The sequence below is a fragment of the Proteus sp. fly-1008 genome, from assembly GCF_040140305.1.
GTDB classification, from domain to species: domain Bacteria; phylum Pseudomonadota; class Gammaproteobacteria; order Enterobacterales; family Enterobacteriaceae; genus Proteus; species Proteus vulgaris_B.
Genome location: NZ_JBEEWH010000008.1, coordinates 63989 through 90018, shown reverse-complemented (window position 1 = coordinate 90018; position 26030 = coordinate 63989). Strand labels below are relative to the sequence as shown.

The 26030-nt window shown below is 39.4% G+C and carries 25 protein-coding genes; 14 read left to right on the top strand and 11 right to left on the bottom strand.

The window, feature by feature from the left end:
* Positions 1–176: 176 nt before the first annotated feature.
* The 3 genes from coaBC (at position 177) to slmA (ending at position 2545) form a co-directional block, all read left to right on the top strand.
* A complete protein-coding gene (gene coaBC / locus ABN256_RS13790) occupies positions 177–1388 on the top strand; it encodes a bifunctional phosphopantothenoylcysteine decarboxylase/phosphopantothenate--cysteine ligase CoaBC (protein ID WP_164525807.1) in 1212 nt (403 codons plus the stop codon).
* A complete protein-coding gene (dut, locus tag ABN256_RS13785) occupies positions 1372–1830 on the top strand; it encodes a dUTP diphosphatase (RefSeq protein ID WP_349439583.1) in 459 nt (152 codons plus the stop codon). Before coaBC ends, dut begins: the two co-directional genes overlap by 17 nt.
* Before the next feature lie 112 nt (positions 1831–1942).
* Positions 1943–2545 (top strand): nucleoid occlusion factor SlmA, encoded by a 603-nt coding sequence (gene slmA, locus ABN256_RS13780; protein ID WP_072070467.1) that lies wholly within the window; start codon positions 1943–1945, stop codon positions 2543–2545.
* Between the two features lie 307 nt (positions 2546–2852).
* Here the strand turns inward: slmA and pyrE are convergent, their stop codons facing one another.
* Positions 2853–3497 (bottom strand): orotate phosphoribosyltransferase, encoded by a 645-nt coding sequence (gene pyrE / locus ABN256_RS13775; protein ID WP_349439582.1) that lies wholly within the window; start codon positions 3495–3497, stop codon positions 2853–2855.
* A gap of 81 nt (positions 3498–3578) precedes the next feature.
* Entirely contained in the window at positions 3579–4295 is a 717-nt protein-coding gene (rph, locus tag ABN256_RS13770) for a ribonuclease PH (protein ID WP_072070469.1), read from the bottom strand.
* Between the two features lie 125 nt (positions 4296–4420).
* Between rph and ABN256_RS13765 the strand changes: the two genes are divergently transcribed.
* Entirely contained in the window at positions 4421–5284 is an 864-nt protein-coding gene (locus ABN256_RS13765; protein WP_115351316.1) for a YicC/YloC family endoribonuclease, read from the top strand.
* Positions 5285–5386: 102 nt separating this feature from the next.
* Here the strand turns inward: ABN256_RS13765 and murQ are convergent, their stop codons facing one another.
* On the bottom strand, positions 5387–6286 hold the full coding sequence (gene murQ / locus ABN256_RS13760; protein ID WP_196554646.1) for an N-acetylmuramic acid 6-phosphate etherase: 900 nt from the start codon (positions 6284–6286) through the stop codon (positions 5387–5389).
* A 105-nt stretch (positions 6287–6391) separates the two neighbouring features.
* On the opposite strand from murQ, the gene ABN256_RS13755 reads away from it, so the two are divergent.
* Positions 6392–7129: a tetratricopeptide repeat protein gene (locus tag ABN256_RS13755; RefSeq protein WP_115351318.1), complete on the top strand. Its 738-nt coding sequence runs from the start codon at positions 6392–6394 to the stop codon at positions 7127–7129.
* Between the two features lie 93 nt (positions 7130–7222).
* Here ABN256_RS13755 and ABN256_RS13750 read toward each other — a convergent pair whose 3' ends face one another.
* Positions 7223–7681 carry a GNAT family N-acetyltransferase gene (locus ABN256_RS13750; protein WP_072070475.1) on the bottom strand — a complete coding sequence of 153 codons (459 nt, stop codon included), beginning with the start codon at positions 7679–7681 and terminating at the stop codon, positions 7223–7225.
* 127 nt (positions 7682–7808) lie between these two features.
* Between ABN256_RS13750 and pdxR the strand changes: the two genes are divergently transcribed.
* Positions 7809–9296 (top strand): MocR-like pyridoxine biosynthesis transcription factor PdxR, encoded by a 1488-nt coding sequence (pdxR, locus tag ABN256_RS13745; RefSeq protein WP_349439581.1) that lies wholly within the window; start codon positions 7809–7811, stop codon positions 9294–9296.
* 55 nt (positions 9297–9351) lie between these two features.
* Here the strand turns inward: pdxR and ABN256_RS13740 are convergent, their stop codons facing one another.
* Positions 9352–9921 carry a class I SAM-dependent methyltransferase gene (locus tag ABN256_RS13740; RefSeq protein ID WP_072070476.1) on the bottom strand — a complete coding sequence of 190 codons (570 nt, stop codon included), beginning with the start codon at positions 9919–9921 and terminating at the stop codon, positions 9352–9354.
* Positions 9922–10393: 472 nt separating this feature from the next.
* Between ABN256_RS13740 and asd the strand changes: the two genes are divergently transcribed.
* The gene (gene asd, locus ABN256_RS13735) at positions 10394–11500 is read left to right on the top strand and encodes an aspartate-semialdehyde dehydrogenase (RefSeq protein WP_349439580.1); all 1107 of its coding nucleotides are present in this window, start codon (positions 10394–10396) and stop codon (positions 11498–11500) included.
* Between the two features lie 99 nt (positions 11501–11599).
* On the opposite strand, the gene gyrB is transcribed toward asd, so the two are convergent.
* Genes gyrB through dnaA form a run of 4 tightly spaced genes read right to left on the bottom strand, consistent with a single transcriptional unit; the run spans position 11600 to position 17643 of the window.
* Positions 11600–14014, bottom strand: a complete 2415-nt coding sequence (gene gyrB, locus ABN256_RS13730) for a DNA topoisomerase (ATP-hydrolyzing) subunit B (RefSeq protein WP_196554649.1) — start codon at positions 14012–14014, stop codon at positions 11600–11602.
* A gap of 20 nt (positions 14015–14034) precedes the next feature.
* Positions 14035–15123, bottom strand: coding sequence for a DNA replication/repair protein RecF (gene recF / locus ABN256_RS13725; RefSeq protein WP_196554650.1), 1089 nt, complete (start codon positions 15121–15123; stop codon positions 14035–14037).
* An 11-nt stretch (positions 15124–15134) separates the two neighbouring features.
* On the bottom strand, positions 15135–16238 hold the full coding sequence (gene dnaN, locus ABN256_RS13720; RefSeq protein WP_072070480.1) for a DNA polymerase III subunit beta: 1104 nt from the start codon (positions 16236–16238) through the stop codon (positions 15135–15137).
* 4 nt (positions 16239–16242) lie between these two features.
* Positions 16243–17643, bottom strand: coding sequence for a chromosomal replication initiator protein DnaA (gene dnaA / locus ABN256_RS13715; RefSeq protein ID WP_109409834.1), 1401 nt, complete (start codon positions 17641–17643; stop codon positions 16243–16245).
* Positions 17644–18397: 754 nt separating this feature from the next.
* On the opposite strand from dnaA, the gene rpmH reads away from it, so the two are divergent.
* The 5 genes from rpmH to mnmE all read left to right on the top strand — a co-directional run bounded on the left by rpmH (position 18398) and on the right by mnmE (position 22280).
* On the top strand, positions 18398–18541 hold the full coding sequence (gene rpmH / locus ABN256_RS13710) for a 50S ribosomal protein L34 (protein ID WP_036933424.1): 144 nt from the start codon (positions 18398–18400) through the stop codon (positions 18539–18541).
* A gap of 17 nt (positions 18542–18558) precedes the next feature.
* The gene (rnpA, locus tag ABN256_RS13705) at positions 18559–18918 is read left to right on the top strand and encodes a ribonuclease P protein component (protein WP_071788569.1); all 360 of its coding nucleotides are present in this window, start codon (positions 18559–18561) and stop codon (positions 18916–18918) included.
* On the top strand, positions 18882–19142 hold the full coding sequence (yidD, locus tag ABN256_RS13700; protein ID WP_072070482.1) for a membrane protein insertion efficiency factor YidD: 261 nt from the start codon (positions 18882–18884) through the stop codon (positions 19140–19142). Before rnpA ends, yidD begins: the two co-directional genes overlap by 37 nt.
* Before the next feature lie 2 nt (positions 19143–19144).
* The gene (gene yidC, locus ABN256_RS13695; RefSeq protein ID WP_196554651.1) at positions 19145–20785 is read left to right on the top strand and encodes a membrane protein insertase YidC; all 1641 of its coding nucleotides are present in this window, start codon (positions 19145–19147) and stop codon (positions 20783–20785) included.
* Between the two features lie 130 nt (positions 20786–20915).
* On the top strand, positions 20916–22280 hold the full coding sequence (gene mnmE, locus ABN256_RS13690; RefSeq protein WP_023583363.1) for a tRNA uridine-5-carboxymethylaminomethyl(34) synthesis GTPase MnmE: 1365 nt from the start codon (positions 20916–20918) through the stop codon (positions 22278–22280).
* A 353-nt stretch (positions 22281–22633) separates the two neighbouring features.
* On the opposite strand, the gene ABN256_RS13685 is transcribed toward mnmE, so the two are convergent.
* Together ABN256_RS13685 and ABN256_RS13680 are read right to left on the bottom strand one after the other, a co-directional pair.
* Positions 22634–23203, bottom strand: coding sequence for a PIN domain-containing protein (locus ABN256_RS13685; RefSeq protein WP_349439579.1), 570 nt, complete (start codon positions 23201–23203; stop codon positions 22634–22636).
* On the bottom strand, positions 23203–23655 hold the full coding sequence (locus ABN256_RS13680) for a helix-turn-helix domain-containing protein (protein WP_109373356.1): 453 nt from the start codon (positions 23653–23655) through the stop codon (positions 23203–23205). Before ABN256_RS13680 ends, ABN256_RS13685 begins: the two co-directional genes overlap by 1 nt.
* 667 nt (positions 23656–24322) lie before the next feature.
* Here ABN256_RS13680 and ABN256_RS13675 point away from each other — a divergent pair.
* On the top strand, positions 24323–24784 hold the full coding sequence (locus ABN256_RS13675; protein WP_109373355.1) for a DUF1097 domain-containing protein: 462 nt from the start codon (positions 24323–24325) through the stop codon (positions 24782–24784).
* A gap of 307 nt (positions 24785–25091) precedes the next feature.
* Positions 25092–26021 (top strand): metallophosphoesterase, encoded by a 930-nt coding sequence (locus ABN256_RS13670; protein ID WP_349439577.1) that lies wholly within the window; start codon positions 25092–25094, stop codon positions 26019–26021.
* Positions 26022–26030 lie beyond the last annotated feature (9 nt).

Below are 26030 nucleotides of genomic sequence, written 5' to 3'. Positions count from 1 at the left end.
ATACAGTCAATTTACTATAAACTGCTTATATTGTATGAAAAAGACACATATCAAAATTATGCGAGATGACCCGCAAAAATTTAATCAATAAAACATGAAGTTACATAGAATTCCGAATTCACGGATACCTTGTGGTAAAATTGCGGACAATTATTTATGTACTTAGGCATTTCATCATGACTACACTTCACAACAAAAAGATTATTCTTGGTATTAGTGGTGGTATTGCGGCCTATAAAGCACCTGAACTTGTTCGCCGTTTACGTGATAAAGGTGCTATTGTCCGTGTTGTAATGACACCCGCGGCACATGCTTTTGTCACACCATTATCATTACAAGCGGTTTCTGGCTTTCCTGTAGCTGATGACCTACTTGATCCCGCTGCAGAAGCAGCAATGGGGCATATTGAATTAGGTAAATGGGCTGATTTAATTTTACTTGCACCTGCAACAGCTGATCTTATCGCCCGTTTACGTGCAGGCATGGCTAATGATTTACTCACCACACTCTGTTTAGCCAGTAGTGCGCCTATTGCCATTGCCCCAGCAATGAATCAGCAGATGTATCGAGCCGCTATTACACAAGAGAATTTATCCGGTTTAGAACAACGGGGTTGTTTAATTTGGGGGCCTGATTCAGGTAGCCAAGCGTGTGGTGATGTGGGTCCTGGGCGAATGCTAGATCCTTTAGAGCTCGTCGCATTAGCTGAAAAACAACTTGCTATACAATCACAAGATTTTGTGGGTAAAAAAATCACCATCACCGCAGGGCCTACTCGTGAAGCGCTAGATCCGGTACGTTTTATCAGCAATCATAGCTCTGGAAAAATGGGCTTTGCAATTGCACAAGCGGCTGCATTAAGGGGCGCTGAAGTTACTCTTATCGCAGGCCCTGTCACATTACCGACACCCGCTTGTGTTAAACGTATCGATGTTGAAAGCGCACAAGAAATGTATGAACAAGTGATGATGCTAGCGCCTTCACAAGATATTTTTATTGGTTGTGCAGCCGTTGCAGATTATCGCGCTAAACTTATTGCGACTGAAAAAATTAAAAAACAAGGTGATGAAGTCACCATCACTATGGTAAAAAACCCCGATATTGTTGCCAGTGTCGGAAAAATGATTGAGCACCGTCCTTTTGTTGTTGGATTTGCAGCCGAAACCCAGAATGTGGAAGAATATGCCCGCAAAAAACGAGAACAGAAGCAGCTTGATTTAATCTGTGCTAATGATGTTTCATTAGAAAATCAAGGCTTTAACAGTGACAATAATGCATTACACCTTATTTGGGCTAATGGAGAAACGCGTTTACCACACAGTAGTAAAGCACAACTTAGCCATCGCTTACTCGACGAGATAGCCAAACACTATGATGAAAAAAATTGATGTTAAAATTCTTGATGCTCGTATTGGCCAAGAATATCCACTTCCTGCTTATGCCACAACAGGCTCTGCTGGTTTAGATTTACGTGCTTGCCTTGATGCACCATTGATACTTGAACCAGGGCAAACTGAATTATTACCGACAGGTCTCGCTGTACATATTGCCGATGCAGGTTTAGCAGCAATGGTGCTTCCTCGTTCAGGCTTGGGCCATAAACACGGTGTTGTATTAGGTAACTTAGTTGGACTGATTGATTCTGACTACCAAGGCCAATTAATGGTGTCAGTTTGGAATCGTGGGCAAAAAGCATTCACCATCGAACCCGGCGAACGTATTGCTCAGATGGTTATCGTACCGGTCGTTCAAGCTGAATTTAATATTGTTGAAGATTTTACCGCAACGGAACGTGGTAGTGGCGGTTTTGGTCATTCCGGCCGCCAATAATAACGACGTCTTGCATTAATTATTTCAATGACGATATCACTCCCTTTGCACTAAAAATTTAAGTGCAAAGGTTTACTGATTTGTTTTGCTTTTAGCAGGGGCCTTATCAGTCATGGCAGAAGAAAAAGAAACTAAAAAGAAAAGAAATAGACGGGATGAAATCTTACAATCACTTGCTCAAATGTTGGAGTCAAGTGATGGTAGCCAGCGCATTACAACGGCAAAACTAGCTGCCACTGTTGGTGTATCTGAAGCAGCACTCTATCGACATTTCCCAAGTAAGACAAAAATGTTTGATAGCTTAATTGAATTTATCGAAGACAGCTTAGTTTCTCGTATTAATTTGATCTTAAAAGACGAAAAAGAAACGATAGCCAGAATTCGCTTAATTCTTATCTTGATCCTCGGTTTTGCTGAAAAAAACCCAGGACTGTCTCGTATTTTAACGGGCCATGCTTTGATGTTTGAGCAAGACAGATTACAAGGCCGCATAAATCAACTTTATGAGCGTATTGAAGTTCAGCTTCGACAAGTTATCAAAGAGCGTAAAATTCGTGAAGGTAGTGCTTTTTTACATGATGAAGCCTTACTTGCCTCACAACTACTCGCTTTTTGTGAAGGTATGTTAGCGCGTTTTGTACGTACTGAATTTCGTTATCAACCGACCCAAGAATTTGAAGCTCGCTGGCCATTAATATTGGCACAATTACAATGAAATGATGGACTCGTGATTTAACTCAAGAATTTGAAATTGACATATATGCCGTTTTTTTCTTATTTGTGTTAACATGCGTCCTCTGGTACATAAGTACCTCAATGTATTTATCAGGAATGGCATTTGCGCAGTTCCTACATTGTGGCATTAGCGGATCGCTTTGCCCCTGCTGTAAAAGTCCTTTTTATATTTCAATATCTGTGGTAGTTATCACAGAAGATTCATTGTACTACTCACCCCGCCCATTATTGGGCGAGGGCTTTTTTTTATCTATAATCAACCATTTATTTATCGTATTTTAACTTTATTAATTAACGCCATAGCGCTCACGATAAGCTTTAACTGCGGGTAAATGCTCAGATAGCGTTTCACTATCACTTAGATAGTTAATTAAATCATCCAGAGTAATAATCGAATACACTCGGCATTGATAATCACGTGTTAACTCTTGTATTGCAGAAAATTCTTCTCGCCCTTTTTCTTGTCTATCTAAGCTTAATAGCACAGCAGAAAGCGTTGCATCATGCTGTTTAATAATTTCCATTGATTCACGAATAGCAGTACCTGCTGTGATAACATCATCAACAATCACAACATTACCTTTTAAAGGACTTCCTACTAATGTTCCCCCTTCACCATGATCTTTCGCTTCCTTACGATTAAAGCAATAAGGAATATCAATATCATGATGTTCAACTAATGCGACTGCCGTTGTAGTTGCAATGGGGATACCCTTATAAGCAGGCCCAAACAATACGTCACAAGGCACATTATTATCTAATAATGTTTGCGCATAGAACTGCCCCAGTAAAGCCAAATCACGCCCCGTATTAAATAAACCGGCATTAAAAAAGTAAGGACTCACCCGTCCTGATTTCAGTGTAAACTCACCAAATTTCAGGACATTTTTTGCTAATGCTAGTTCGATAAAGCGGCGTTGGTAGGCTTTCATTTTTTTCTCCTCTCTACGTTACTTGATGACAAATTTTAGACATAAAAAAGGCGACTTCTCAGTCGCCTTTAAAAATAAAGTTTATTGCTTAAGCGCCTCTTTTTGCGCTTCAAATATCTTCTCTAGCCCCCCCTTTGCAAGGGCGAGTAAAGCAAGTAATTCTTCATGACTAAAGGGTGCGCCTTCTGCCGTGCCTTGAACTTCAATCATACGGCCATCATCGATCATCACCACATTCATATCTGTTTCTGCTGCAGAATCTTCAACATATTCAAGATCACATAATGGTTCACCATCAACAATTCCCACAGAGACTGCGGCTACCATTGATTTTAGAGGGCTTTTTTTCAGCTTACCTTCTTCAACCATTTTATTTAATGCATCAACTAATGCTACGCAAGCACCAGAGATAGACGCAGTACGTGTACCACCATCAGCTTGAATAACATCACAATCAACAGTAATGGTATATTCACCCAATGCTTTTAAATCAACCGCTGCACGTAATGAACGAGCAATTAAACGCTGAATTTCCATAGTACGGCCGGTTTGTTTACCACGAGCCGCTTCACGTGCATTACGGCTATTGGTTGCGCGAGGAAGCATGCCGTATTCTGCGGTCACCCATCCTTGCCCTTGTCCTTTAAGAAAACGAGGTACACCGTCTTCTACAGTGGCGTTACACAAGACTTTAGTATCACCAAACTCGACTAATACAGAACCTTCAGCATGTTTTGTATAATGGCGAGTAATGGTAATAGGACGTACTTGGTCTGCTTGTCTGTCTGCTGGACGCATGTGTTATCTCCGCTTTCTCTGACATATTGGGGGCGCATTATACGACCTAAAATGGCTTATGCCTATCCTTGTGTTGATGCCTAGGGTTATAATCGTATCATCTTTTACATTATTGAGACCCAATTATGATCCGTAGCATGACTGCTTTCGCACGCCGAGACATCAAAAAAGACTGGGGTAGCGCCGCATGGGAACTGCGTTCCGTAAACCAACGTTACCTCGAAACTTATATTCGTTTACCTGAGCAATTACGTAGTTTAGAACCCGTTATTCGTGAACGTCTACGTAATCGCTTAACTCGCGGTAAAATTGAATGTAATTTACGATTTGATCTTAACGCTCGCTTTCAAGGTGAACTTAACCTTGATGAAAATCTCGCCAAACAACTAATTGTTTCCGCCAATTGGGTAAAAAGCCACAGCCATGAAGGCACTATCAGTCCTTTTGATATTCTACGTTGGCCTGGCGTTATCTCAGCCCAAGAGCAAGATTTAGATGCTATTGGTACAGAGCTTTTAGCGGAATTAGATTTGGCAATTGATGCCTTTATTGCAAGTCGTGAAGCCGAAGGACAAGCACTTAAAGAACTTATCGAGCAACGTTTAGATGCCGTCAGTGCAGAAGTGGTGAAAGTGAAAGCTCAAATGCCAGAAATCTTACTCTGGCAACGTGAGCGCTTAACCAGCAAATTAGAAGAAGCTCAAGTTCAAATTGATAATAATCGTTTAGAGCAAGAATTAGTGATGTTAGCGCAACGTTTAGATGTGGCGGAAGAGCTTGATAGATTAGAAGCCCATGTTAAAGAAACACGCAAAATTCTTGTGAAAAAAGAAGCGGTAGGCCGTCGCCTTGATTTTATGATGCAAGAATTTAATCGTGAATCCAACACATTAGCATCAAAATCAATTAATACAGAAGTCACCAATTCAGCCATTGAATTAAAAGTTTTAATTGAACAAATGCGCGAGCAGATCCAAAATATTGAGTAAGATTTCTTAGCTGTTTACAGCCCATCATTAAGCCAGTAGATACCTTGTATTTGCTGGCTTTTATCAAGAATAAAATTTAACATTCTCTTTAATAAATGAAAATCACTCACCCAACGCCTTTCTAATAAATCCTTTATTTTGATTAAGCATCTGTGTCGCCTGCTTTGCATCTATGTTTGCGAGGATCATTAAAATTGCTGTTTTACAGTGACGCTGACATTGTGATAACGCTTCTTCAGCAATCGCTCTTTCACACTCGGTTGCTTGCATCACAATACGAATTTGGCGTTCAACCAATTTGGCATTGGTCGCTTCAACATCCACCATTAAATTACCAAATACCTTGCCAATCTTTATCATCGCACCTGTGGTTATCATATTTAAGATAAGTTTTTGTGCTGTACCCGCTTTCATACGCGATGATCCAGTTATCACTTCTGCACCCACAACCGGTGTAATAGCAATATCAGCAAGTTTGGTAATCGGACTTTCAGGATTACAGCTAATTGCCCCTGTAATAGCACCCAGTGATTTTGCATACTGTAAAGCGCCCATCACATAAGGCGTTCTACCACTTGCCGCAATACCCACTAAAATATCTTGCTCATTAAAATTAAGTTGGCGTAAATCTTCTTCACCCAATTGTGCATTATCTTCTGCATTCTCTACTGCTTGTAAAATCGCTTTATGCCCACCCGCAATTAAACCAATCACCATTTCATGAGGAGTACCGTAGGTTGGCGGGCATTCACTGGCATCTAAAATCCCTAATCGCCCTGAAGTACCCGCACCACAATAAATAAGGCGACCGCCCTGTGTAAAGGCAACAGCAACTTTATCAACGAGTTGTGCAATTTCAGGTAGCACTTTTTCTATTGCAAGTGGCACTTTTTTATCTTCATTATTAATGACACTTAGCATATCCAATGTTGAAAGCGTATCGATATTCTCACTGTCATGATTCCTACTTTCAGTGACCAGATTGCTAAGATCAATAGCCATTTTGGCTCTCCCAATATTATTCATATGATTAAGTCGAAGAAATTAACTGCTTTTATACCATTATTATTGGTAAGATTTTCAAAATCATTACAAACGGTACTCTACATGACATTTATTAAATATATTTCGACTCTTATCAGCCTACTTACCCTTTTTTACTCGTTTTCTTTACACGCTAATTTTGAAGAACAAGATAAAAGAAAATTTGAAGATACTCGCAAAGAAGCACTAAACCATAATGCACAAGCTCAATATCAGTTAGCTGAAATGTATTCGATGGGAACAGGCGTAGAAAAAAACCTTCTTAATGCACAACTGTGGGCAAATGAAGCAATAAAAAATGATTATGCTGATGCCTACGCATTACTTGCTGATATCTACTTATTTAATGCCGATCCTTATTTTAAAAATAATTATATCGAAGCAAAAAAATTAGCCACTCTCGCAGTAAATAAAGGAAGCATAAGAGGTAAAATAAGTTTAGCAACAGCTCTTATTGCGCCATTATCTGGAGAAACAGATCACAAAAAAGCGATTGTATTATTAGAAGAAGTCGCAGCGATTCATCAACCAGAACTTGTTTACGCTCCAATTTGGTTAGGACTTATCTATAGTGGTGTTGGCAATGTGCCCGTAGATACGGAGAAAGCCAATCTGTGGTTTGCGAAAGCTAACGAAATGACTTTTGAAGGATTTGCTCAAGCAATGGCTTCTTTTATGTTCTCTGGCCAATATCATATTATCGAGCCAAACAAACAAAAAGCTGATGAATTAATGAAACAAGCTTGTGAAGAAGCAAAAAAAGTTGGCAATGAGTTTTATTGCCAACCAACGTTTAATTAACCCAAATTAAATCTAATAAATAACCCTAACTCCAAAAGGGATGGTAAATATTACCATCCCTTTTCTACCCTATCTGTCCTGCCTAACGTGCTTTTACAGCGCCATACGGTATTCAATAACACCGGGTTTTTCTGCTACCCAGTTATATAAGCGCTGACCACGTAAATTAGTTTCCTGTGTATGCCAATATAAACGAGCACAACTACACTGTTTTGCCTGTTGATGAACAAACTCAATAAGTTGCTTACCTACATGGCGGCCACGTGTATCTGGTGAAACAAATAAATCTTCTAAATAACAAAAATTACTTTCAGCCCATGTTGAGCGATGAAAAAGATAATGAACAAAACCCAATACCTTTTCACCTTCTATTGCTACGGCACAATAAACAGGTTCTTTTTCATCAAAAAAACGCGCCCATGTTTTTAATGTTATTTCTTCTGATAATTCAACTTTATAAAATGCTTGATAACTTAACCAATGCGGCAACCATTGAGCATAATGCTCTTGCTCAACAAACTGGATTGAAACAGTTATTGGTGTTGTACTCATCTCTTCACTTCCTTCTACTTTCATCAGTGCTATAAAAAAGTATCACCTGCCTTTAATCGTGGTCATGGTACGTTTAATTTTGGCTCTCAATAAGGTACACTTTTTGTGTTTTTATAGGGTCCACTTTATGAAACAGAAAAAAACAGCTTATTTTCCTAACCTTGTTTTAGAAGAAGGGCCTATAGGTTCTCAGGTTTATCACGCGATCAGAAAAGCCATTTTAGATGGGCGCTTAACATCAGGTAGCCGTCTACCATCAAGTCGCACATTAGCTGAAATGATGTCGATTTCTCGCAACTCTGTTATTGCAGGCTTTGAACGTTTAATTGATGAAGGCTATTTATTTACTCGCCGTGGTGCAGGAACTTTTGTTGCAAATACAATCCCGGATGCCATTATCTCAGATAAGTGGACCAAAACAATCCACCCTATTTCTTCATCACACATAAAAGATTCATTAGAAACGCTAAATCCCAATATGCAAAAAGCTCACGCTTTTTGGCAACAGTCACAACCAAATATTAATAGCAGTCCTACATTTCATGTCGGCGTTGGCTGTGTAGATCTTTTTCCTCATGAACTTTGGGGAAGGCTATTAGGACGGGTTTGGCGACAATCAAAAAAAATACTCGCAACATTCAATTCGCCAACAGGCTACACGCCATTAAAAGAGATGATATGCCAATATGTTCAATCAACTCGTGGGCTTTCTTGTCAGCCTGAGCAAATCATTATTGTAAATGGTACGCAGCAGGCTATAAATCTCACCACTAGAGTACTATTACAAGAGGGAGATACCATTTGGCTAGATGATCCTGGTTATGACAGTGCACGAGGTATCTTCACTTCTTATGGTATAAAGCCATATCCAATAAGTTCAGATATCGATGGAATGGATATCTCTCAAGGAATAGAGCAGTGTCCAGAAGCAAAACTTGTTTTTACAACTCCTTCTCATCAATTTCCCTTAGGCAATACACTCTCACTTTCACGTCGTATTGCATTATTAGAATGGGCATCATCCAATAATGTGTGGATCTTTGAAGATGACTATAACAGTGAGTTTCGCTATCACACTAAACCCATCCAATCTCTACAAGGGTTAGATAAATATCAGCGAGTTATCTATGCTGGAACATTTTCAAAAATGATGTATCCCGGGTTTCGTTTAGGTTTTTTAGTCGTACCTCAAGCTTTAATCGAAGCCTTTAAAGTCGCTAAATACTACACCGATTCACATTCAGGTTTTCTAGAACAAGCAACATTAGCGCTGTTTATGTCTCAAGGACATTACGCCCGCCATGTAAGAAGAATAAGAAAAGCCTGCTATGAACGCTATCAAGTGTTAACTAATGCGATAAAAACACATTTATCTCATGTTTTTCATGTTGAGCCCACAGATTCAGGCATCCATATTGTCTGCTGGTTAAAATCAGGTTATACAGAAGAATATGTTGTAAAAAAAGCGCGAAAAATAGGATTAGCCATACAGCCTTTGGCGCGTTACTGTATTCAAACATATCCAAAGAAAGGTGTTTTATTAGGGTATGCTGCTCATAATCCAAATGAAATTGAAAAGAGTATTATCTTGCTTGCTCAAACTTTATCTAAATAAATAGCATCTATTCTTATTTGTTATTTACAATATAAAAAGCGAGCAAGCCTTGCATTTACCCTATATTATTTTTAGGCGTGCAATAATAAACCCAAGCAGGGGGAACATTAAGCATGACTAATTTTTTTTCTAAATGAAAATAGCGAGATAATGTTTTTTCATATCGAGTGGTATATTGAAATAGCACAAAACAACCTCGTGTTTTTAATAACTCTTTATGCACTCGTTTTAAAATTCTTAAACCTGTTTTCTTTGGTATAGATAAAAAAGGTAACCCTGAAATAATCATATTATAATGACTGTTTAATTTCTCCGCTGACGCGGTATAAACCTTTAATCGATTATCATCGATTTTATCTAATTCTGTTGCAAAACTAGGTTCTATTTCAAAAACATCTAATGAGGAATTCACCGACATTCTTTTTAAAATTTGTTGGGTAATAACCCCTGTACCAGCACCTAACTCTGCAACTTGAATGTCCTGTTGCCAATTAAGTTTATCCAGCATTTCATAACATAACCAACGAGATGAAGGCGCGATAGTACCCATCGTGGTTGGTGAAATCACAAACCGTTTTAAATACGAGTAGTACGTAGATAATGGAATGACTGTTGATATATCCATTTCGCCTCCTAACACCACTTAATAAGCGGTGAAATAAAATTCATATAAAATGAAGAACCTTCATCATTATTTTTTATTTATGAAAATACATCATCTATTAAACAATAGCGTTTAGTATAAAGCTTGGAGTGACCTCTAAGTAAATACGTTTTTCTTATATATTACACTATTTTACATTTTTCTATTTTTACTCTATTTTCTTAAACAAGAATATATTTTTGTTTATCAAAAAAACAAAATAAGATATAACAGAATATTCTTACATTTTTATGGCGAGTCTATTTTCTTTTTTAACAACTCATTGATATTTGTTCGTTCTGTGGCTTTCTTTTGTTAACTCTACGAAGACTATAAGAAACACTTCTAATTCTTTGGTAAATAATCAATAAATTCACTTGCACCTATCTCTATATTTTGTCAGGTTAGTGTGAGGTCTCTCACTATTCCTACAGACAAAGACAGGGTAATTACAATGAAAAATGTTGGTTTTGTGGGCTGGCGTGGTATGGTCGGCTCCGTTTTAATGCAAAGAATGGTTGAAGAACGTGATTTTGATGGGATAAACCCTGTTTTCTTCACCACATCTCAATTAGGTGAAGCAGCACCTGCTTATGGTAATCACCGTAGCACTCTGCAAGATGCTTATGATATTGATACTCTAGCATCACTCGATATTATTATTAGTTGCCAAGGTGGTGACTATACCAATGAAATCTATCCAAAACTGCGCCAAGCTGGTTGGCAAGGTTACTGGATTGATGCCGCATCTGCGTTACGTATGAATGATGATGCAGTCATTATTCTCGATCCCGTCAACGGTCAACATATTCAAAACAGCTTAAACAAAGGCATTAAAGCTTTTGTTGGTGGTAACTGTACTGTTAGTTTAATGCTGATGTCATTAGGTGGTTTATTTACCAACAACTTAGTGGAGTGGGCAAGTGTCTCCACCTATCAAGCAGCTTCTGGGGCTGGTGCTCGTCATATGAGAGAGCTACTGTCACAAATGGGCTCTCTACATAATCAAGTAGTGAAAGAGCTTGAAAACCCAGCTTCAGCCATCTTAGATATTGAACGTAAAGTCACTAACTTTACGCGCAGTGGTACGATGCCAACTGAGCAATTTGGTGTTCCTCTAGCTGGTAGCTTGATCCCTTGGATTGATAAACAATTAGAAAATGGCCAAAGTCGAGAAGAGTGGAAAGGACAAGCAGAAACCAATAAGATTTTAAACACAGGTTCAAATATTATCCCTGTTGATGGTCTTTGCGTTCGTATTGGCGCATTACGTTGCCATAGCCAAGCATTTACTCTAAAACTGAAAAAAGATTTACCTGTTGCTGAAATTGAACAATTACTTGCCAGCCATAACGACTGGGTAAAAGTTATTCCCAATGATCGCGAATTGACGATACGCGAATTAACACCTGCGGCAGTAACCGGCACATTAAGCACACCTGTAGGGCGTATTCGTAAACTGAATATGGGTCCTGAATTTATTTCAGCTTTTACTGTCGGTGACCAATTGTTATGGGGTGCTGCTGAGCCTTTACGCCGTATGCTGAATATTTTGCGTTAATTACATCGTATTCATCCGAGCGTAAACAGTAAGTATAAAAAAACCAGCTAAAATCAATAAATTAGCTGGTTTTTATTTTACATGATGGAATGATATCTATTAGATATCAATATTTGCGGCTTTCAACGCATTTTCTTCGATAAAGGCACGACGAGGTTCAACTGCATCGCCCATTAGCGTAGTAAATAGCTCATCCGTTGCAATCGCATCTTTAACGGTCACTTGCATCATACGACGTGTATCTGGGTTCATGGTGGTTTCCCATAATTGTTCTGGGTTCATTTCACCAAGACCTTTATAACGCTGTACAGCAAGGCCACGACGTGATTCTTTTGTTAACCACTCTAGCGCTTCTTCAAAACTTGAAATCGCCTGACGACGCTCTCCACGCTCAATAAACGCACCCTCTTCAATTAGGTTCCCAATAATGTCACCTAAATGGGTAATACGTTGATATTCACTACTGTGGATAAAGTCATAATCCAGTTTATAGTCTGTATCAATACCATAAGTACGGATACGCAACACTGGCTCAAATAAACGATTTTCATCGTTTTGAGTGATGGTATAGCTATAAGTACTACTTTGCTCTTCCGCATTATTTAAACGGTTGACCAAGCCACTCATCCACTCTTCAACTTTGGTTTTGTCAGATAAATCTTCTTCTGTGAGCGTTGAGTGATACACCAAGCTATTTAACATGCTCAGTGGATAAATACGCTCCATACGACGAATAATTTTATGTGCAGCATGATAGTCAACAACCAGTTTTTCAAGTTGCTCACCGTGCATTGCTGGTGCATGTTCACTAATATAAAGAGCTGCACCATCAAGTGCTATCGACATCAGGTATTCGTCCATCGCGTCATCATCTTTGATGTATTGCTCTTGTTTGCCTTTCTTCACTTTGTAAAGTGGTGGTTGAGCAATAAAGATATGACCACGTTCGATAATTTCTGGCATTTGACGATAGAAGAATGTCAGTAACAGAGTACGAATGTGAGAGCCATCGACGTCCGCATCCGTCATGATGATAATGCTGTGATAACGCAGTTTATCTGGGTTATATTCATCACGACCGATACCACAACCTAATGCTGTGATTAATGTTGCTACTTCTTGAGACGCCAGCATTTTATCAAAACGCGCTTTCTCAACGTTTAGGATTTTACCTTTTAACGGCAAGATAGCCTGCGTTTTACGGTTACGCCCTTGTTTTGCAGAGCCACCCGCAGAGTCCCCTTCCACTAAATACAGTTCAGAGAAAGCAGGATCACGTTCAGAACAGTCTGCTAATTTACCTGGTAAGCCACCTAAATCTAAAGCACCTTTACGACGTGTCATCTCGCGCGCTTTACGTGCAGCTTCACGAGCACGAGCAGCATCAATAATTTTACCAACAACGATTTTAGCGTCATTTGGGTTTTCTAACAGATATTCCACCAGCTTCTCGTTCATCAGCGTTTCTACCGCTGTTTTAACTTCAGAAGAAACCAGTTTGTCTTTTGTTTGTGATGAGAATTTAGGATCTGGGACTTTAACAGAAATAACCGCAATCAGACCTTCACGAGCATCATCACCCGTTGCACTGATTTTTGATTTCTTATTAAATCCTTCTTTATCCATATAGTTGTTTAACGTACGAGTCATTGCGGTACGGAAACCAACTAAGTGTGTACCACCATCACGTTGTGGAATATTGTTGGTAAAACAATACACATTCTCTTGGAAACCATCATTCCACAGCATCGCAACTTCAACACCAATGCCATCTTTTTCAGTGGAGAAATAGAATACATTTTGGTGAATTGGTGTTTTATTACGGCTTAAGTATTCAACGAATGCCTTAATACCACCTTCGTAGTGGAAATGATCTTCACGATTATCACGTTTATCAATTAAACGGATAGAAACGCCTGAATTTAAGAATGACAATTCACGAAGACGTTTTGCTAAAATTTCATACTGGAATTCAGTCTCACCTTTAAAGGTTTCAAGACTTGGCCAGAAGCGAACAAATGTTCCTGATTTTTCAGTATCACCAATCACTTTTAAGCGATCATCAGGTACACCATGACGATAAATTTGCTGATGGATTTTTCCATCGCGATGAATAGTCAGTTCGAGTTTTTCAGACAACGCATTAACAACAGAAACCCCTACACCATGAAGTCCACCAGAGACTTTATAGGAGTTATCATCGAATTTACCCCCAGCATGCAGAACCGTCATAATAACTTCTGCTGCTGAAACACCCTCTTCTTGGTGAATGCCGGTTGGAATTCCACGACCATCATCTCGAACAGAGACGGAGTTATCTGAATGGATAGTGACAATAATCTCATCACAGAAACCCGCGAGGGCTTCGTCGATTGCGTTGTCGACCACCTCGAAGACCATGTGATGCAGACCGGTTCCATCATCTGTATCCCCGATATACATCCCCGGGCGCTTACGCACCGCATCCAGCCCTTTTAATACTTTGATACTTGAGGAGTCATATGTATTCGACATCAACGTTTCTCGCTTTATTCCTATGGTTTAACCTCTATTTTGCCACGTTCTACGCTAAATAGCCTGCTATTTACATCTAGCATATCTTTCACTTGCCCTTGTGTTATCGCACTGACAAACACCTGAGCTTGCGTAGATTTTAGACGCTCGGCTAACAACTGACGCCGACTTGCATCTAATTCGGAAGCAAAATCATCGAGCAGATACAGGCATCTTTGCCCATTCTTACGAGTGAAATATTCACCTTGTGCCAGTCTCAAAGCACACATCAACAGCTTGAGCTGACCTCGTGACAACATATCTTCTACTGGCGTGCCGTTTGCTCTAATGCGTAGATCTGCCTTATGAGCACCAAGTGAGGTATAGGCTAACATTTTATCACGTTCAAATTGACGTGCTAGCAACTCACCATAATCAGTTTCTTTATCCCAGCCCCGCTGAAAACTGACTTTCAGCGAAAATTCAGGTAAAAACAGACGACACGTTTCTTCAATATCTTTAGCGATATCTTCGGTATATTGAGCTCGCCATTCACTTATCTGTTGTGTTAATAAGATAAGTTCTTTATCCCAAGGCATTAGCTGTCGATAAGACGTTGCTTGCCTTAGTGCTGCGTTTCGTTGCTTTAAAACACGTTTTAAATCTGACCATGCAGCAAAAAATCGAGGTTCATTATGAAAACAACCCCAATCGATAAACGCACGACGATATTTAGGCCCACCATTCAGTAAAGTAAAACCTTCTGGTGTAATTAATTGCATGGGTAATAATTTGGCTAATTCTGCAATTTTATGACCATCGCTTCCGTCAATGCGTACCGTACTATTACCTTCGCGATCTTTACTCAACCCAATCGCATAGCTGCGGCTCTCTTCATTAAGCCCACTTAAACGCCCATGAAGAATAAATTCATTTTCATCATGTTGGATCACGCGATTTGCTTGAGAACTACGAAATGCTCGTCCATGTCCTAAGGTGTAAATCGCTTCAAGTATACTTGTTTTACCACTCCCGTTTGGTCCAACAAGAAAATTAAAGCCATCCGCTAATGGCAGATCCGCCTGTTCGATATTTCTAAAATGGCGGATCAATAAACGGGATAAAATCATGTTAGTGACTATTATAAACGCATTGGCATAACAACATAAGCAGCCGCAGAACTTGCCACATTTTCAACTTGAACACTTGAAACGGCATCAGTCAGTAACAGCTTAACTTCTTCACATTTCAAGGTATTCAATACATCAAGGAGATAACTGACATTAAAGCCAATTTCCATTTCTTCACCTTGATACTGAACATCAACAATTTCTTCTGCTTCTTCTTGCTCAGGGTTGTTGGCTGTGATTTTTAATTGACCACTAGTGAGGTTAATGCGCACACCGCGGAATTTCTCATTAGATAAAATCGCAGCACGAGAAAATGCCTGCTTAAGAATATCACAACCTGCAATCACTGTTTTGGTTGGGTTTTTCGGTAATACGCGACGATAGTCAGGGAAACGACCATCAACCAACTTCGAGGTAAAAATAAAATCACCTACATGCGCGCGTATATTGTTGCTGCCGATTTGCAGTTGCAGTGAACTTTCACCACCACCATCCAGTAGGCGCATTAATTCAATAACACCTTTACGAGGAACAATAACCGAGTGACCAGGTAAAGATTGTCCGATATCCATCGAACATACGGCTAAACGGTGTCCATCTGTTGCAACTGTGCGTAATTCTGTGTTTTCAGTTTCAAATAACATACCGTTGAGGTAATAACGCACATCTTGATGTGCCATTGAAAACTGCGTGGATTCAATAAGGCGTTTTAATGTTGCTTGTGGCAAGATAAATTCAACATCACTTTGCCAATCATCTAAGTTAGGAAAATCAGATGCGGGTAAAGTTGATAATGAAAAACGGCTACGACCTGAGCGCACTAAAAGGCGATCACCATCAAGTTCAACACTAATTTCTGCGCCTTCAGGTAACCCACGCCAAATATCAAAAAACTTACGCGCAGGAACAGTTGTGGCGCCAATTTCATGAGACTGACTGAGGTTAACTCTTGCCACCATCTCCATTTCAAGGTCAGTTCCTGTTAGTGATAAGGTGTTTTCAGTTACCTTAAGCAATAAGTTACCTAAAATAGGTAAGGTAGGACGACCACCTAAAGGGCCACTCACTTGTTGTAGCGGCTTAAGAAGCTGTTCACGTTCAATGATAAATTTCATAGCGCTAGGATGATAATGTTCTGATTAAGTTAGAAAAATCTTCTTTGATATCGTGACTTTCTTCACGCAATTGCTCTATTTTACGGCATGCATGAAGAACAGTTGTATGATCACGACCACCAAAGGCATCCCCGATTTCAGGCAAGCTGTGGTTTGTGAGTTCCTTTGCCAGCGCCATTGCCATTTGCCTCGGACGGGCAACCGATCGGGATCTCCGCTTCGACAGTAAATCGGCCACTTTAATTTTATAATATTCAGCAACTGTTTTTTGAATATTATCGATAGTGACTAATTTTTCTTGTAAAGCGAGTAAATCACGTAATGCTTCACGTACAAAGTCGATAGTAATCGCACGACCTGTAAAATTCGCGTTAGCAATCACTCGGTTTAATGCACCTTCAAGCTCACGGACGTTAGAACGAAGTCTTTTGGCAATAAAAAAGGCCACTTCGTCAGGTAACTGAATTTGGTTTTCATCCGCTTTTTTCATCAAAATCGCCACTCGGGTTTCAAGTTCTGGTGGTTCAATCGCCACCGTTAATCCCCAACCAAAGCGTGATTTTAATCTATCTTCAACACCGTTAATCTCTTTAGGATAACGGTCTGAGGTTAAGATAATTTGCTGATTACCTTCTAACAATGCGTTAAAGGTATGAAAAAATTCTTCTTGTGAACGCTCTTTATTGGCAAAAAATTGAATATCATCAATTAATAGTGCATCCACAGAACGGTAATAACGTTTAAAGTCTTCTATCGCATTATTTTGTAACGCTTTTACCATATCTTGTACGAAACGTTCAGAATGCATATAAACCACTTTTGCATTCGCTTTACGTTCCATAATGCTGTTACCCACTGCATGCAACAAGTGCGTTTTACCCAGCCCTGTTCCACCATATAAAAAAAGCGGGTTATAAGCACCACCAGGATTATCAGCAACTTGTCTTGCTGCGGCTCTCGCTAACTGGTTAGATTTACCTTCAACAAAGTTATCAAACTTATGTTTTGGGTTAACGTTAGAGCGATAATTCAGCTCAGGTAGTTGAGACGCAGGTTGATTATCCCAGCTAGGGCGAACGGGCTGACTATACGTAGGTGCCGTATTTACTGTTGGGTGTACAACAGCTTTAGGAACACTCTCCGGTGTACGTGTCGATGCAGGTTTATTACCCACTTCAAAACGTAAAGAAGGGACTTCAGAGCCACAAAAATCCACCAATAACGCATTGATATTATTAATGTATTTTTCTCTTACCCAATCCAAAACAAAACGATTAGGTGCATACAGCGCCAGCGTATTATCGCTTAATTCTGCCTGCAAGGGACGTATCCACATACTAAATTCAGTGGCAGGTAACTCATCCTGCAATCGGGCAAGACAATGCTGCCAAAGCGAAAGTGACACGGCGGACTCCCCTAAAAAAACAAGACTAAAAAATAAACAGGAAAAATGCAGTTCTACAATGTAGCTAAACACAGCGTGCTTAAACACAAAGTGCACAACATCGTTCCTCTTCAATTCTTAATAAGGAACAACTCTTGGTGACAACGATTTATTTACATCGTGATTCACGATCGCAGACTGGCTATTCTGATCGTGACGGGGGATCATATCGCAAAATGAAACGAAGATCCTCTTTCTTTTGCACAGTTTTTATGGTTTTTATCCACAGGCTTGATGATTTGTGATAATTCACCAAATGAAATATGCAAAGGCGTTCTAGTGTACTTGAGTCGCCCTATAAATAGCAATTGGGGATAACTTTCTCTTTGCATAAATCTCCTCTTCTTATAGTAAGTGATCAAATATCTCTCACTTGATCCACCAAAGATCCTTGCGCTTTCACCATGAGTCCGTATAATCTTGCACCCTGCGTGCTTGTACCAACAAAGTCACTTATTAAGGCGCTCTTTTAGGTCGCTAATAAGCGTACTCGTTGCGCATAAGTCAGGATTGATTATCAGGTTTGCTAAAAAAGACGACAAAAATCGGTACTTAAAGCGTCATCTTGATTGACGCATTTGAGTGATTTTATTACAATCCCGCATCTTTCCATCATTGATGCTGCGATTGAAGTACTGGTTTGTTTATTTATTGCACGCCTGTCTGTCAACGCATTTGCTGAATCAGTAATTATATTAAGTAGGTAGAAATCGCCATGAAACGCACTTTTCAACCGTCTGTACTGAAGCGCAACCGTAACCACGGCTTCCGCGCTCGTATGGCCACTAAAAATGGTCGTCAGGTTCTGGCTCGCCGTCGTGCGAAAGGCCGCTCTCGTCTGACCGTTTCTTCGAAATAATAAAAGCTAACCATTCCGTGGTTAAGCTCGCTTTTCCAAGGGAGTTACGTTTGTTAACTCCCAAGCATTTCAATTTTGTTTTCCAGCAACCACAACGCGCGAGTTCACCAGAAGTTACTATTTTGGGTCGCCAGAATGAGCTGGGGCATCCCCGCATCGGTCTAACAATCGCAAAGAAAAACGTTAAACGTGCTCATGAGCGCAATCGTATTAAACGATTAGCCCGTGAATACTTTCGTTTACATCAGCATGAATTACCGCCGATGGATTTTGTGTTATTAGTAAGAAAAGGGGTTGCTGAACTTGATAACCACCAATTGACGGAAGTGTTGGGTAAATTATGGCGTCGTCATTGTCGCTTGGCTCAAAAGTCCTGATCTTGCTGATTAGGGGCTATCAACTGGGGATTAGTCCTCTGTTGGGGCCTCGTTGTCGTTTTAATCCTACGTGCTCTCATTATGGAATTGAGGCATTGCGCAGGTTTGGAATGATAAAAGGTAGTTGGTTAACAGTGAAACGCATATTAAAATGCCACCCTTTACACGAAGGTGGTGATGATCCTGTCCCACCTAGAAAAAACGACGATAACAGAGAAAATTAACGATGGATTCGCAACGCAATCTTCTATTCATCGCTTTGCTGTTCGTTTCTTTCCTGATCTGGCAGCAGTGGGAGGGTGATAAAGTTTCACAAAACACCACCACTACTACTCAGATCTCGCAACAAGCGGACATGCCAAGTAGTGATAGTCTTGCTGTAACTGGTAACAGCAATGAGCAGGCAAAATTGATTACCGTAAAAACTGATGTACTTGATCTTAGTATCAATACTCAAGGCGGTACAATCGATGAGGCTGATTTGTTAGCCTATCCCGCCGAGCTTAATTCACAGACACCTTTCCGTTTACTGGAAACTACACCTCAATTCCTGTATCAGGCTCAAAGCGGCTTAATTGGCCCAGATGGTCCAGATCAGAAATCTCGCCCAATTTATACTGCTGATAAAAATGAATTCGTACTTGGTGAAAATCAGGATGAATTACGTGTACCTATGACTTTTGTGAATGAAGAAGGCGTAAAATTCGTCAAAACCTTTGTTCTGAAAAAAGGTCAGTACGATATCGGTATTGAATACAAAATTGAGAATACAACAGATAAAACACTGACAATGAACTTCTACGGTCAGTTAAAACAATCTGTTAAATTGCCAGAAAGCCGTGATACGGGTAGCAGCAACTTTGCGCTACACACTTATCGTGGTGCGGCATATTCCTCAGATGAAACCAACTATAAAAAATATAGCTTTGGTGATATCGAAGATAAAAACTTATCTCTAACCACGAATAATGGTTGGGTTGCGATGTTACAACAATACTTCGCAACAGCATGGGTTCCTTCTAAAGATAGTCAGAACAATAACTTCTACTCAATTACTTTAGAAAATAAATCCATTGCTCTGATTGGTTATAAATCAGCACCTGTTACTATTGCACCAAATAGTACGGCTGACATCACCTCTACATTATGGGTTGGCCCTGAAATTCAGTCTGAAATGTCCGCTATCGCGCCACATTTAGACCTGTCTGTAGACTATGGTTGGTTATGGTTTATCTCTCAACCACTGTTTAAACTGTTGAAATTCCTTCACAGCTTTATCGGTAACTGGGGCTTCTCCATCATCATGATCACCTTTATCGTTCGTGGTATCATGTACCCGCTAACCAAAGCGCAGTACACCTCCATGGCGAAAATGCGTTTACTGCAACCAAAACTGGCTGCTCTGCGTGAACGTATTGGTGATGACAAACAACGTATGAGCCAAGAAATGATGGCGTTATACAAACAAGAGAAAGTGAACCCTCTGGGTGGTTGTTTACCACTGATTATCCAGATGCCAATCTTCCTTGCGTTGTATTACATGCTGATGGGCTCGGTTGAATTACGTCATGCTCCATTTATGTTATGGATCCAAGACTTGTCTGCACAAGACCCATACTACATCCTGCCATTATTAATGGGTGTAACTATGTTCATCATTCAGAAACTGTCTCCAACAGCAGTGACTGATCCGATGCAACAAAAAATCATGACCTTTATGCCGGTTGTGTTTACTGTATTCTTCCTGTGGTTCCCATCAGGTCTGGTTCTGTACTATATCGTCAGTAACTTAGTGACCATCATCCAGCAGCAGTTAATTTACCGCGGTCTGGAAAAACGTGGCTTACACAGCAGAGACAAAAAATAAGGTCACATGAGGAAAAACCTCTTCCTTGGTTACATTCAAAGGAAAGTGACATAAAATAGCGAAGGCGGTCTACAATGACCGCCTTCTGTTTTTTATATTTATATGATTATTCTGATTAAGCGAGTACACCATGCATAGCACTGATACTATCGTCGCTCAGGCCACACCTCCGGGAAGAGGCGGTGTTGGTATCCTACGCGTTTCTGGCCCGAAAGCTGCCCTTGTGGCGCAAACCGTTTTAGGTAAATTGCCTAAACCTCGTTATGCCGATTACCTGCCATTTCGCAATGATGACAACTCAGTACTTGATCAGGGTATCGCCCTTTTCTTCCCAAATCCGAACTCATTTACAGGTGAAGATGTTCTAGAACTACAAGGCCATGGTGGCCCCGTTATTCTAGATTTATTACTAAAACGTATTTTACAAATTCCCGGTGTGCGTATTGCAAATCCAGGGGAATTTTCTGAACGTGCATTTTTAAATGACAAACTCGATTTAGCACAAGCAGAAGCCATTGCTGATTTAATTGATGCCAGCTCAGAACAAGCGGCTCGTTCAGCAATTAATTCATTACAAGGTGCTTTTTCCTCTCATATTAACGAGATGGTAGAGTCATTAACTCACTTACGTATCTATGTTGAAGCGGCCATTGATTTCCCTGACGAAGAGATTGATTTTCTTTCTGACGGTATCATTGAAGGAAAACTTAATGCCGTTATTGCTGAATTAGATGATGTTCGTGCCCAAGCTCGCCAAGGTAGCTTGTTACGTGAAGGGATGAAAGTGGTGATCGCTGGTCGCCCGAATGCAGGTAAATCAAGCCTATTAAATGCATTAGCCGGTCGAGAAGCGGCGATTGTCACGGATATTGCCGGTACAACTCGTGATGTATTACGTGAGCATATTCATATTGATGGTATGCCATTGCATATTATCGATACAGCAGGCTTACGTGAAGCCAGTGATGAAGTAGAACGCATTGGTATTGAACGTGCTTGGAAAGAGATTGAGCAAGCAGACAGAGTGCTATTTATGGTTGATAGCACCACAACCGATGCAACAACACCTGAAGATATCTGGCCTGAGTTTATGGCTCGCTTACCAAATACCTTACCTGTTACTGTTATTCGTAACAAATCAGACTTAACAGGGGAAAATGTCGAGATCACAGCACAAGGTAACTACCCGATGATCCGCTTATCTGCCCGTGATGGTATGGGTATCGAGTTACTGCGCGATCACCTAAAAGAAGCAATGGGCTTTAATAGTAATACTGAAGGTGGTTTCTTGGCTCGTCGTCGCCACTTACAAGCCTTAAATACCGCAGCAGAGCACTTACAGCAAGGTCATGAACAATTAGTTTATGCAAAATCAGGTGAATTATTGGCAGAAGAGTTAAGACTAGCTCAACAAGCGTTAAGTGAAATCACTGGTGAATTTACCTCTGATGACTTATTAGGCCGTATTTTCTCTAGTTTCTGTATCGGGAAGTGAAGTAGCTCATCAATCAGAGAAATGTGGTAAAACCCTTCAAAACACACCAGAATAAGTAATTGTTTTTAATGGTTATTATTAATTTTTGTTGCGAAGCGGTTTTACTACATTTCACATGCTTTTGCTCCATTTTGCTAAAAATTGATCCCTATTTACTCCCAGTCAAGCTGATAGAGCCGTCAAGTTCATCGTAAAATCACTTTTCGGTAGCTTTTTGATAAAGTAAGTATCCCACCGCTATCATCGGAACGCCCTGATGATATAAAGAAATGGTTTTTTTTGATTGCTTTTCAATCTGTGAGTCGTATTTTGATCAAACATGCTTGGTGATCTTGATTATAAAACTATTTCTATTAAAGCATAAGCTTAAAGTTCTTTAATTTTGAGACGAAACTTGGAAGCTTCTGCTTTTGCAAGCAAGCTAAAAACTCATCTTGAGTCATTGGTGGTCTTTTCAACGAACCTCGTTGTTGCTGGGTAGCCTTGACGCAAGCACTGCTATCTAGCTCAAACATATCACATAAAAACTCATCTAGATGTATTGCAGAAAGACCTAGCGGATCAAGCTCCGTTGTAGGGAAGTCTTTTAGATTGAAGGTGATGATAGACTCTGCTCGTCCTTTAATAGCAGCGGCAACAACATGTCTATCATCAACGTCTGGCAAAGTTAAACCATCAACCAATGACTCATAACCTTCAACTAAGCAGTCAGGTACATGAGCGTTCATTAACTGCTTGGTTCTTTCTAGCCGCCCAAGATCGGCATCTGGGTTGTTCTTGATAAGATTACGAATCCATTCATCATGTATTTGCTCTGTCCATCGTGCTCTGAATAGCCCAGTGTTGGATAAATACATTAGGTAACTGCGAAGCGGAGCAGGATACATAACACATGCGTCTAAAATCACCGTATATGATGTCATTAATATCCCATATCCATTTCTTGATCCAATGCGGATAGTTCAGCAAGAGCTGCCAGTCGGTTTTCTTCTAAACGGTTTTTGTATTCCATAAGGTCAGCATAGGCTACCTTCCTACGGTTACCTGTGCGACTAAACGGAATCTCTTTAGAATCTAAGAGCTTAATAAATGTAGGACGAGACATATTTAGCATGTCAGCACCTTCTTGCGTTGTTAGTTCGGCATGAATGGGTGTAATGCTAACAGAGTTACCCTGACCTAATTGAGTAAGTACCTCAATCATCATATTTAATGCACTTGATGGGATCATGACTTCATGAGTCTTACCTAACTTATCGATAACATTGATCCTTTGAGCTCCGCCATTGGTTTCCATTACGGCTGACAACTCTTGACTACCAAGCTTAGCCAGCGCAATTTCTTCAGCGCTTGGTAATTTTGTAACAGTATTCATCGTATTTCTCTCTAGTTTCAAATTTAGATTATACAAATCAGTACATCACAACATTATCCGAAATATTCGAAAAAGTTAATATTCGAAATATTCGCAACAATAAGAGAGTTTACTGCATGAGATATCCCTAAAAACTTACCTCCAGAAGCGATTCGTTCCTTTCAATAAAGGGTTCTTCATGGTAAAACCTAACAAAAGGTTGCACTCCACATGTGCGCCAATAGCTTTCTAACACTTTGAGTATTTTTACATTTTTAGTTTCTGTATTGGGAAGTAATCACTAAGATTGGCCTGCTATACCGTGTAAATATGCTTTTAACGGTTATAGCAGGTAAATAATAAGCGATCGACATTGCACTTGGTAACGAATTTTTTCAACAAAGAGCAAATTAAAAAGAATTCACTTATTTTCTTTTTACCTTTTATATTCATATTAATAAATAATAATTATTTATTTGTTTACTAATTAACTAATTATTTCAACAACGCAAACGTTTACTTTCTCTTCTTTATTTTTTTCTAATAAAAATAGATTTTAAATATCGCATAAATACGCATCTTAATTATGCTTTTTAATGATCTAAATATAGTAAATCAACTAATGATAATGCTAAACTTCGTTTTTAGTTAACTGGGTAAATATCCCTCTTTTATTTAAGAGTCTATCGTGAGAACGCTTTACTTTACTGCACTGACAACAGGCATTCTTTCTGCCATTTGGGCATTTGTTGCTAATCAATTTGACTTATTAAGCTGGGCTGGCTTTTTAGGTTGTACCGCCTATTTTGCTTATCCTAAAGAGGGTATTAAAGGATTAGCCGTTACTATGGCAACCATTATGAGTGGTGTAATTTGGGCATTAGCGATTATTTATGGTAGCCAAGTCTTTAGTGATATATCTATTTTTGGGTATGCAGTAACAGGTGTTATTGCCTTTGTGATGTGTATTCAAGCTAAAAGTGCATTACTTGCTTATATCCCCGGCACATTTATTGGGGCATGTACAATATTTGCAGCACAAGGGGATTTAGCTCAAACCATCCCTTCATTAATCGTTGGTGTTTTATTTGGTTATTCGATGAAAATGAGTGGGCTTTGGGTTGCCAATAAATGGCCGAAAACAGCGTAATTTATTTATGCTAACACAAATCTAAAAGCGGTGTTTAGTCATGCTAAAGCCGCTTTTTTATCTCCTCAAAAGACATTATCTAAAATCAATCTAAGGTATATCCATAAGCGCTAATATTGATATTTTAAATTAATTTAATTAGAAGATAATTTATATTTAAAAAATCATATATTGGGCATTTAAAATGATAAAAATAAAGACATTTGTTATTAAAATTATAATTAACTAACAATATTTAATATTGTGTTTATTTTAAATTTCCGTCAAAAAATAAAGGGAGAAAAACACATTTAAAAGGAAATTAATTATGAGTGCAACACAATCAACAAACTACAATATTATCGTGATGTCAGATCCTCAGCCTTGGAGGCTAGACTTAGATAATAATGATCCTAATGATGATCAATCTCGTTGGGAATCAACGATAAAAAAAGTAAGGGATAGTATTCAATTATTACACCATGAAAAATCTTTTGTTTTTGGCATTATTAATGGTGATTTGACGGAGTTTGGTCGCCGTTATCAACGTGAAAGTTTTCGTTCTTTTTTTGCCCCTTCCCCCTTAGGGTTTATTACTTATGTTGGTCTTGGTAATCACGATTATCAAAATAACGTGGGTGATTGCTCCGAACCCAATAATTCTGATTTAAGTATGAATGCTTGTGCACGAGGCATGGTATTTGATATGCATTATCGTATTGAAGAATACCGTGGTTATTCGACTTCAGGTAATTTTAGATATGACAGTAGCGAATATTCAGGCAGTAAAGCGTATTCGTGGGAATATGGCGATATTCATTTTGTCCAATTACAAAATTATCCCACTTATCATGTCGTACTCGACCACTGGGCAGCATCAACCATTAATGTGACAGACTCTATTGATTGGTTAGAAAAAGATTTAATCCAAGCACGGAATCGCAATAAAACTATTATTTTAAACTTTCATGATGGTCACCAACATTTTCCTGAAAACTCCTCACAAGAAGAACTCTCATTCTTTAAATATATGCTTGAGCATTATGGCGTGAAAGCGGTTTTCGTCGGCCATACGCATTATGTTGGGCAAGATAACCGTTATGGTGGTAGTGAAATATTTGGTGATGTTCCCGTTTATAACAGTGGCGCTTTATTTAAAGGGGATTACTTATCTGTTGGAGTTAATGGCTCACAACTCTCTATTGCTGTTTATAACGGACTATCAGGACAACCTCAATTAATCGAACAATGGAACTAATTTTAAACA

What these genes read in the sequence shown, in the direction of transcription:
- coaBC (WP_164525807.1), top strand. Translation starts at nt 177, where the DNA reads ATGACTACACTTCACAACAAAAAGATTATTCTTGGTATTAGTGGTGGT.
- dut (WP_349439583.1), top strand. Translation starts at nt 1,372, where the DNA reads ATGATGAAAAAAATTGATGTTAAAATTCTTGATGCTCGTATTGGCCAA.
- slmA (WP_072070467.1), top strand. Translation starts at nt 1,943, where the DNA reads ATGGCAGAAGAAAAAGAAACTAAAAAGAAAAGAAATAGACGGGATGAA.
- pyrE (WP_349439582.1), bottom strand. Translation starts at nt 3,497, where the DNA reads ATGAAAGCCTACCAACGCCGCTTTATCGAACTAGCATTAGCAAAAAAT.
- rph (WP_072070469.1), bottom strand. Translation starts at nt 4,295, where the DNA reads ATGCGTCCAGCAGACAGACAAGCAGACCAAGTACGTCCTATTACCATT.
- ABN256_RS13765 (WP_115351316.1), top strand. Translation starts at nt 4,421, where the DNA reads ATGATCCGTAGCATGACTGCTTTCGCACGCCGAGACATCAAAAAAGAC.
- murQ (WP_196554646.1), bottom strand. Translation starts at nt 6,286, where the DNA reads ATGGCTATTGATCTTAGCAATCTGGTCACTGAAAGTAGGAATCATGAC.
- ABN256_RS13755 (WP_115351318.1), top strand. Translation starts at nt 6,392, where the DNA reads ATGACATTTATTAAATATATTTCGACTCTTATCAGCCTACTTACCCTT.
- ABN256_RS13750 (WP_072070475.1), bottom strand. Translation starts at nt 7,681, where the DNA reads ATGAGTACAACACCAATAACTGTTTCAATCCAGTTTGTTGAGCAAGAG.
- pdxR (WP_349439581.1), top strand. Translation starts at nt 7,809, where the DNA reads ATGAAACAGAAAAAAACAGCTTATTTTCCTAACCTTGTTTTAGAAGAA.
- ABN256_RS13740 (WP_072070476.1), bottom strand. Translation starts at nt 9,921, where the DNA reads ATGGATATATCAACAGTCATTCCATTATCTACGTACTACTCGTATTTA.
- asd (WP_349439580.1), top strand. Translation starts at nt 10,394, where the DNA reads ATGAAAAATGTTGGTTTTGTGGGCTGGCGTGGTATGGTCGGCTCCGTT.
- gyrB (WP_196554649.1), bottom strand. Translation starts at nt 14,014, where the DNA reads ATGTCGAATACATATGACTCCTCAAGTATCAAAGTATTAAAAGGGCTG.
- recF (WP_196554650.1), bottom strand. Translation starts at nt 15,123, where the DNA reads ATGATTTTATCCCGTTTATTGATCCGCCATTTTAGAAATATCGAACAG.
- dnaN (WP_072070480.1), bottom strand. Translation starts at nt 16,238, where the DNA reads ATGAAATTTATCATTGAACGTGAACAGCTTCTTAAGCCGCTACAACAA.
- rpmH (WP_036933424.1), top strand. Translation starts at nt 18,398, where the DNA reads ATGAAACGCACTTTTCAACCGTCTGTACTGAAGCGCAACCGTAACCAC.
- yidD (WP_072070482.1), top strand. Translation starts at nt 18,882, where the DNA reads ATGGCGTCGTCATTGTCGCTTGGCTCAAAAGTCCTGATCTTGCTGATT.
- yidC (WP_196554651.1), top strand. Translation starts at nt 19,145, where the DNA reads ATGGATTCGCAACGCAATCTTCTATTCATCGCTTTGCTGTTCGTTTCT.
- mnmE (WP_023583363.1), top strand. Translation starts at nt 20,916, where the DNA reads ATGCATAGCACTGATACTATCGTCGCTCAGGCCACACCTCCGGGAAGA.
- ABN256_RS13685 (WP_349439579.1), bottom strand. Translation starts at nt 23,203, where the DNA reads ATGACATCATATACGGTGATTTTAGACGCATGTGTTATGTATCCTGCT.
- ABN256_RS13680 (WP_109373356.1), bottom strand. Translation starts at nt 23,655, where the DNA reads ATGAATACTGTTACAAAATTACCAAGCGCTGAAGAAATTGCGCTGGCT.
- ABN256_RS13670 (WP_349439577.1), top strand. Translation starts at nt 25,092, where the DNA reads ATGAGTGCAACACAATCAACAAACTACAATATTATCGTGATGTCAGAT.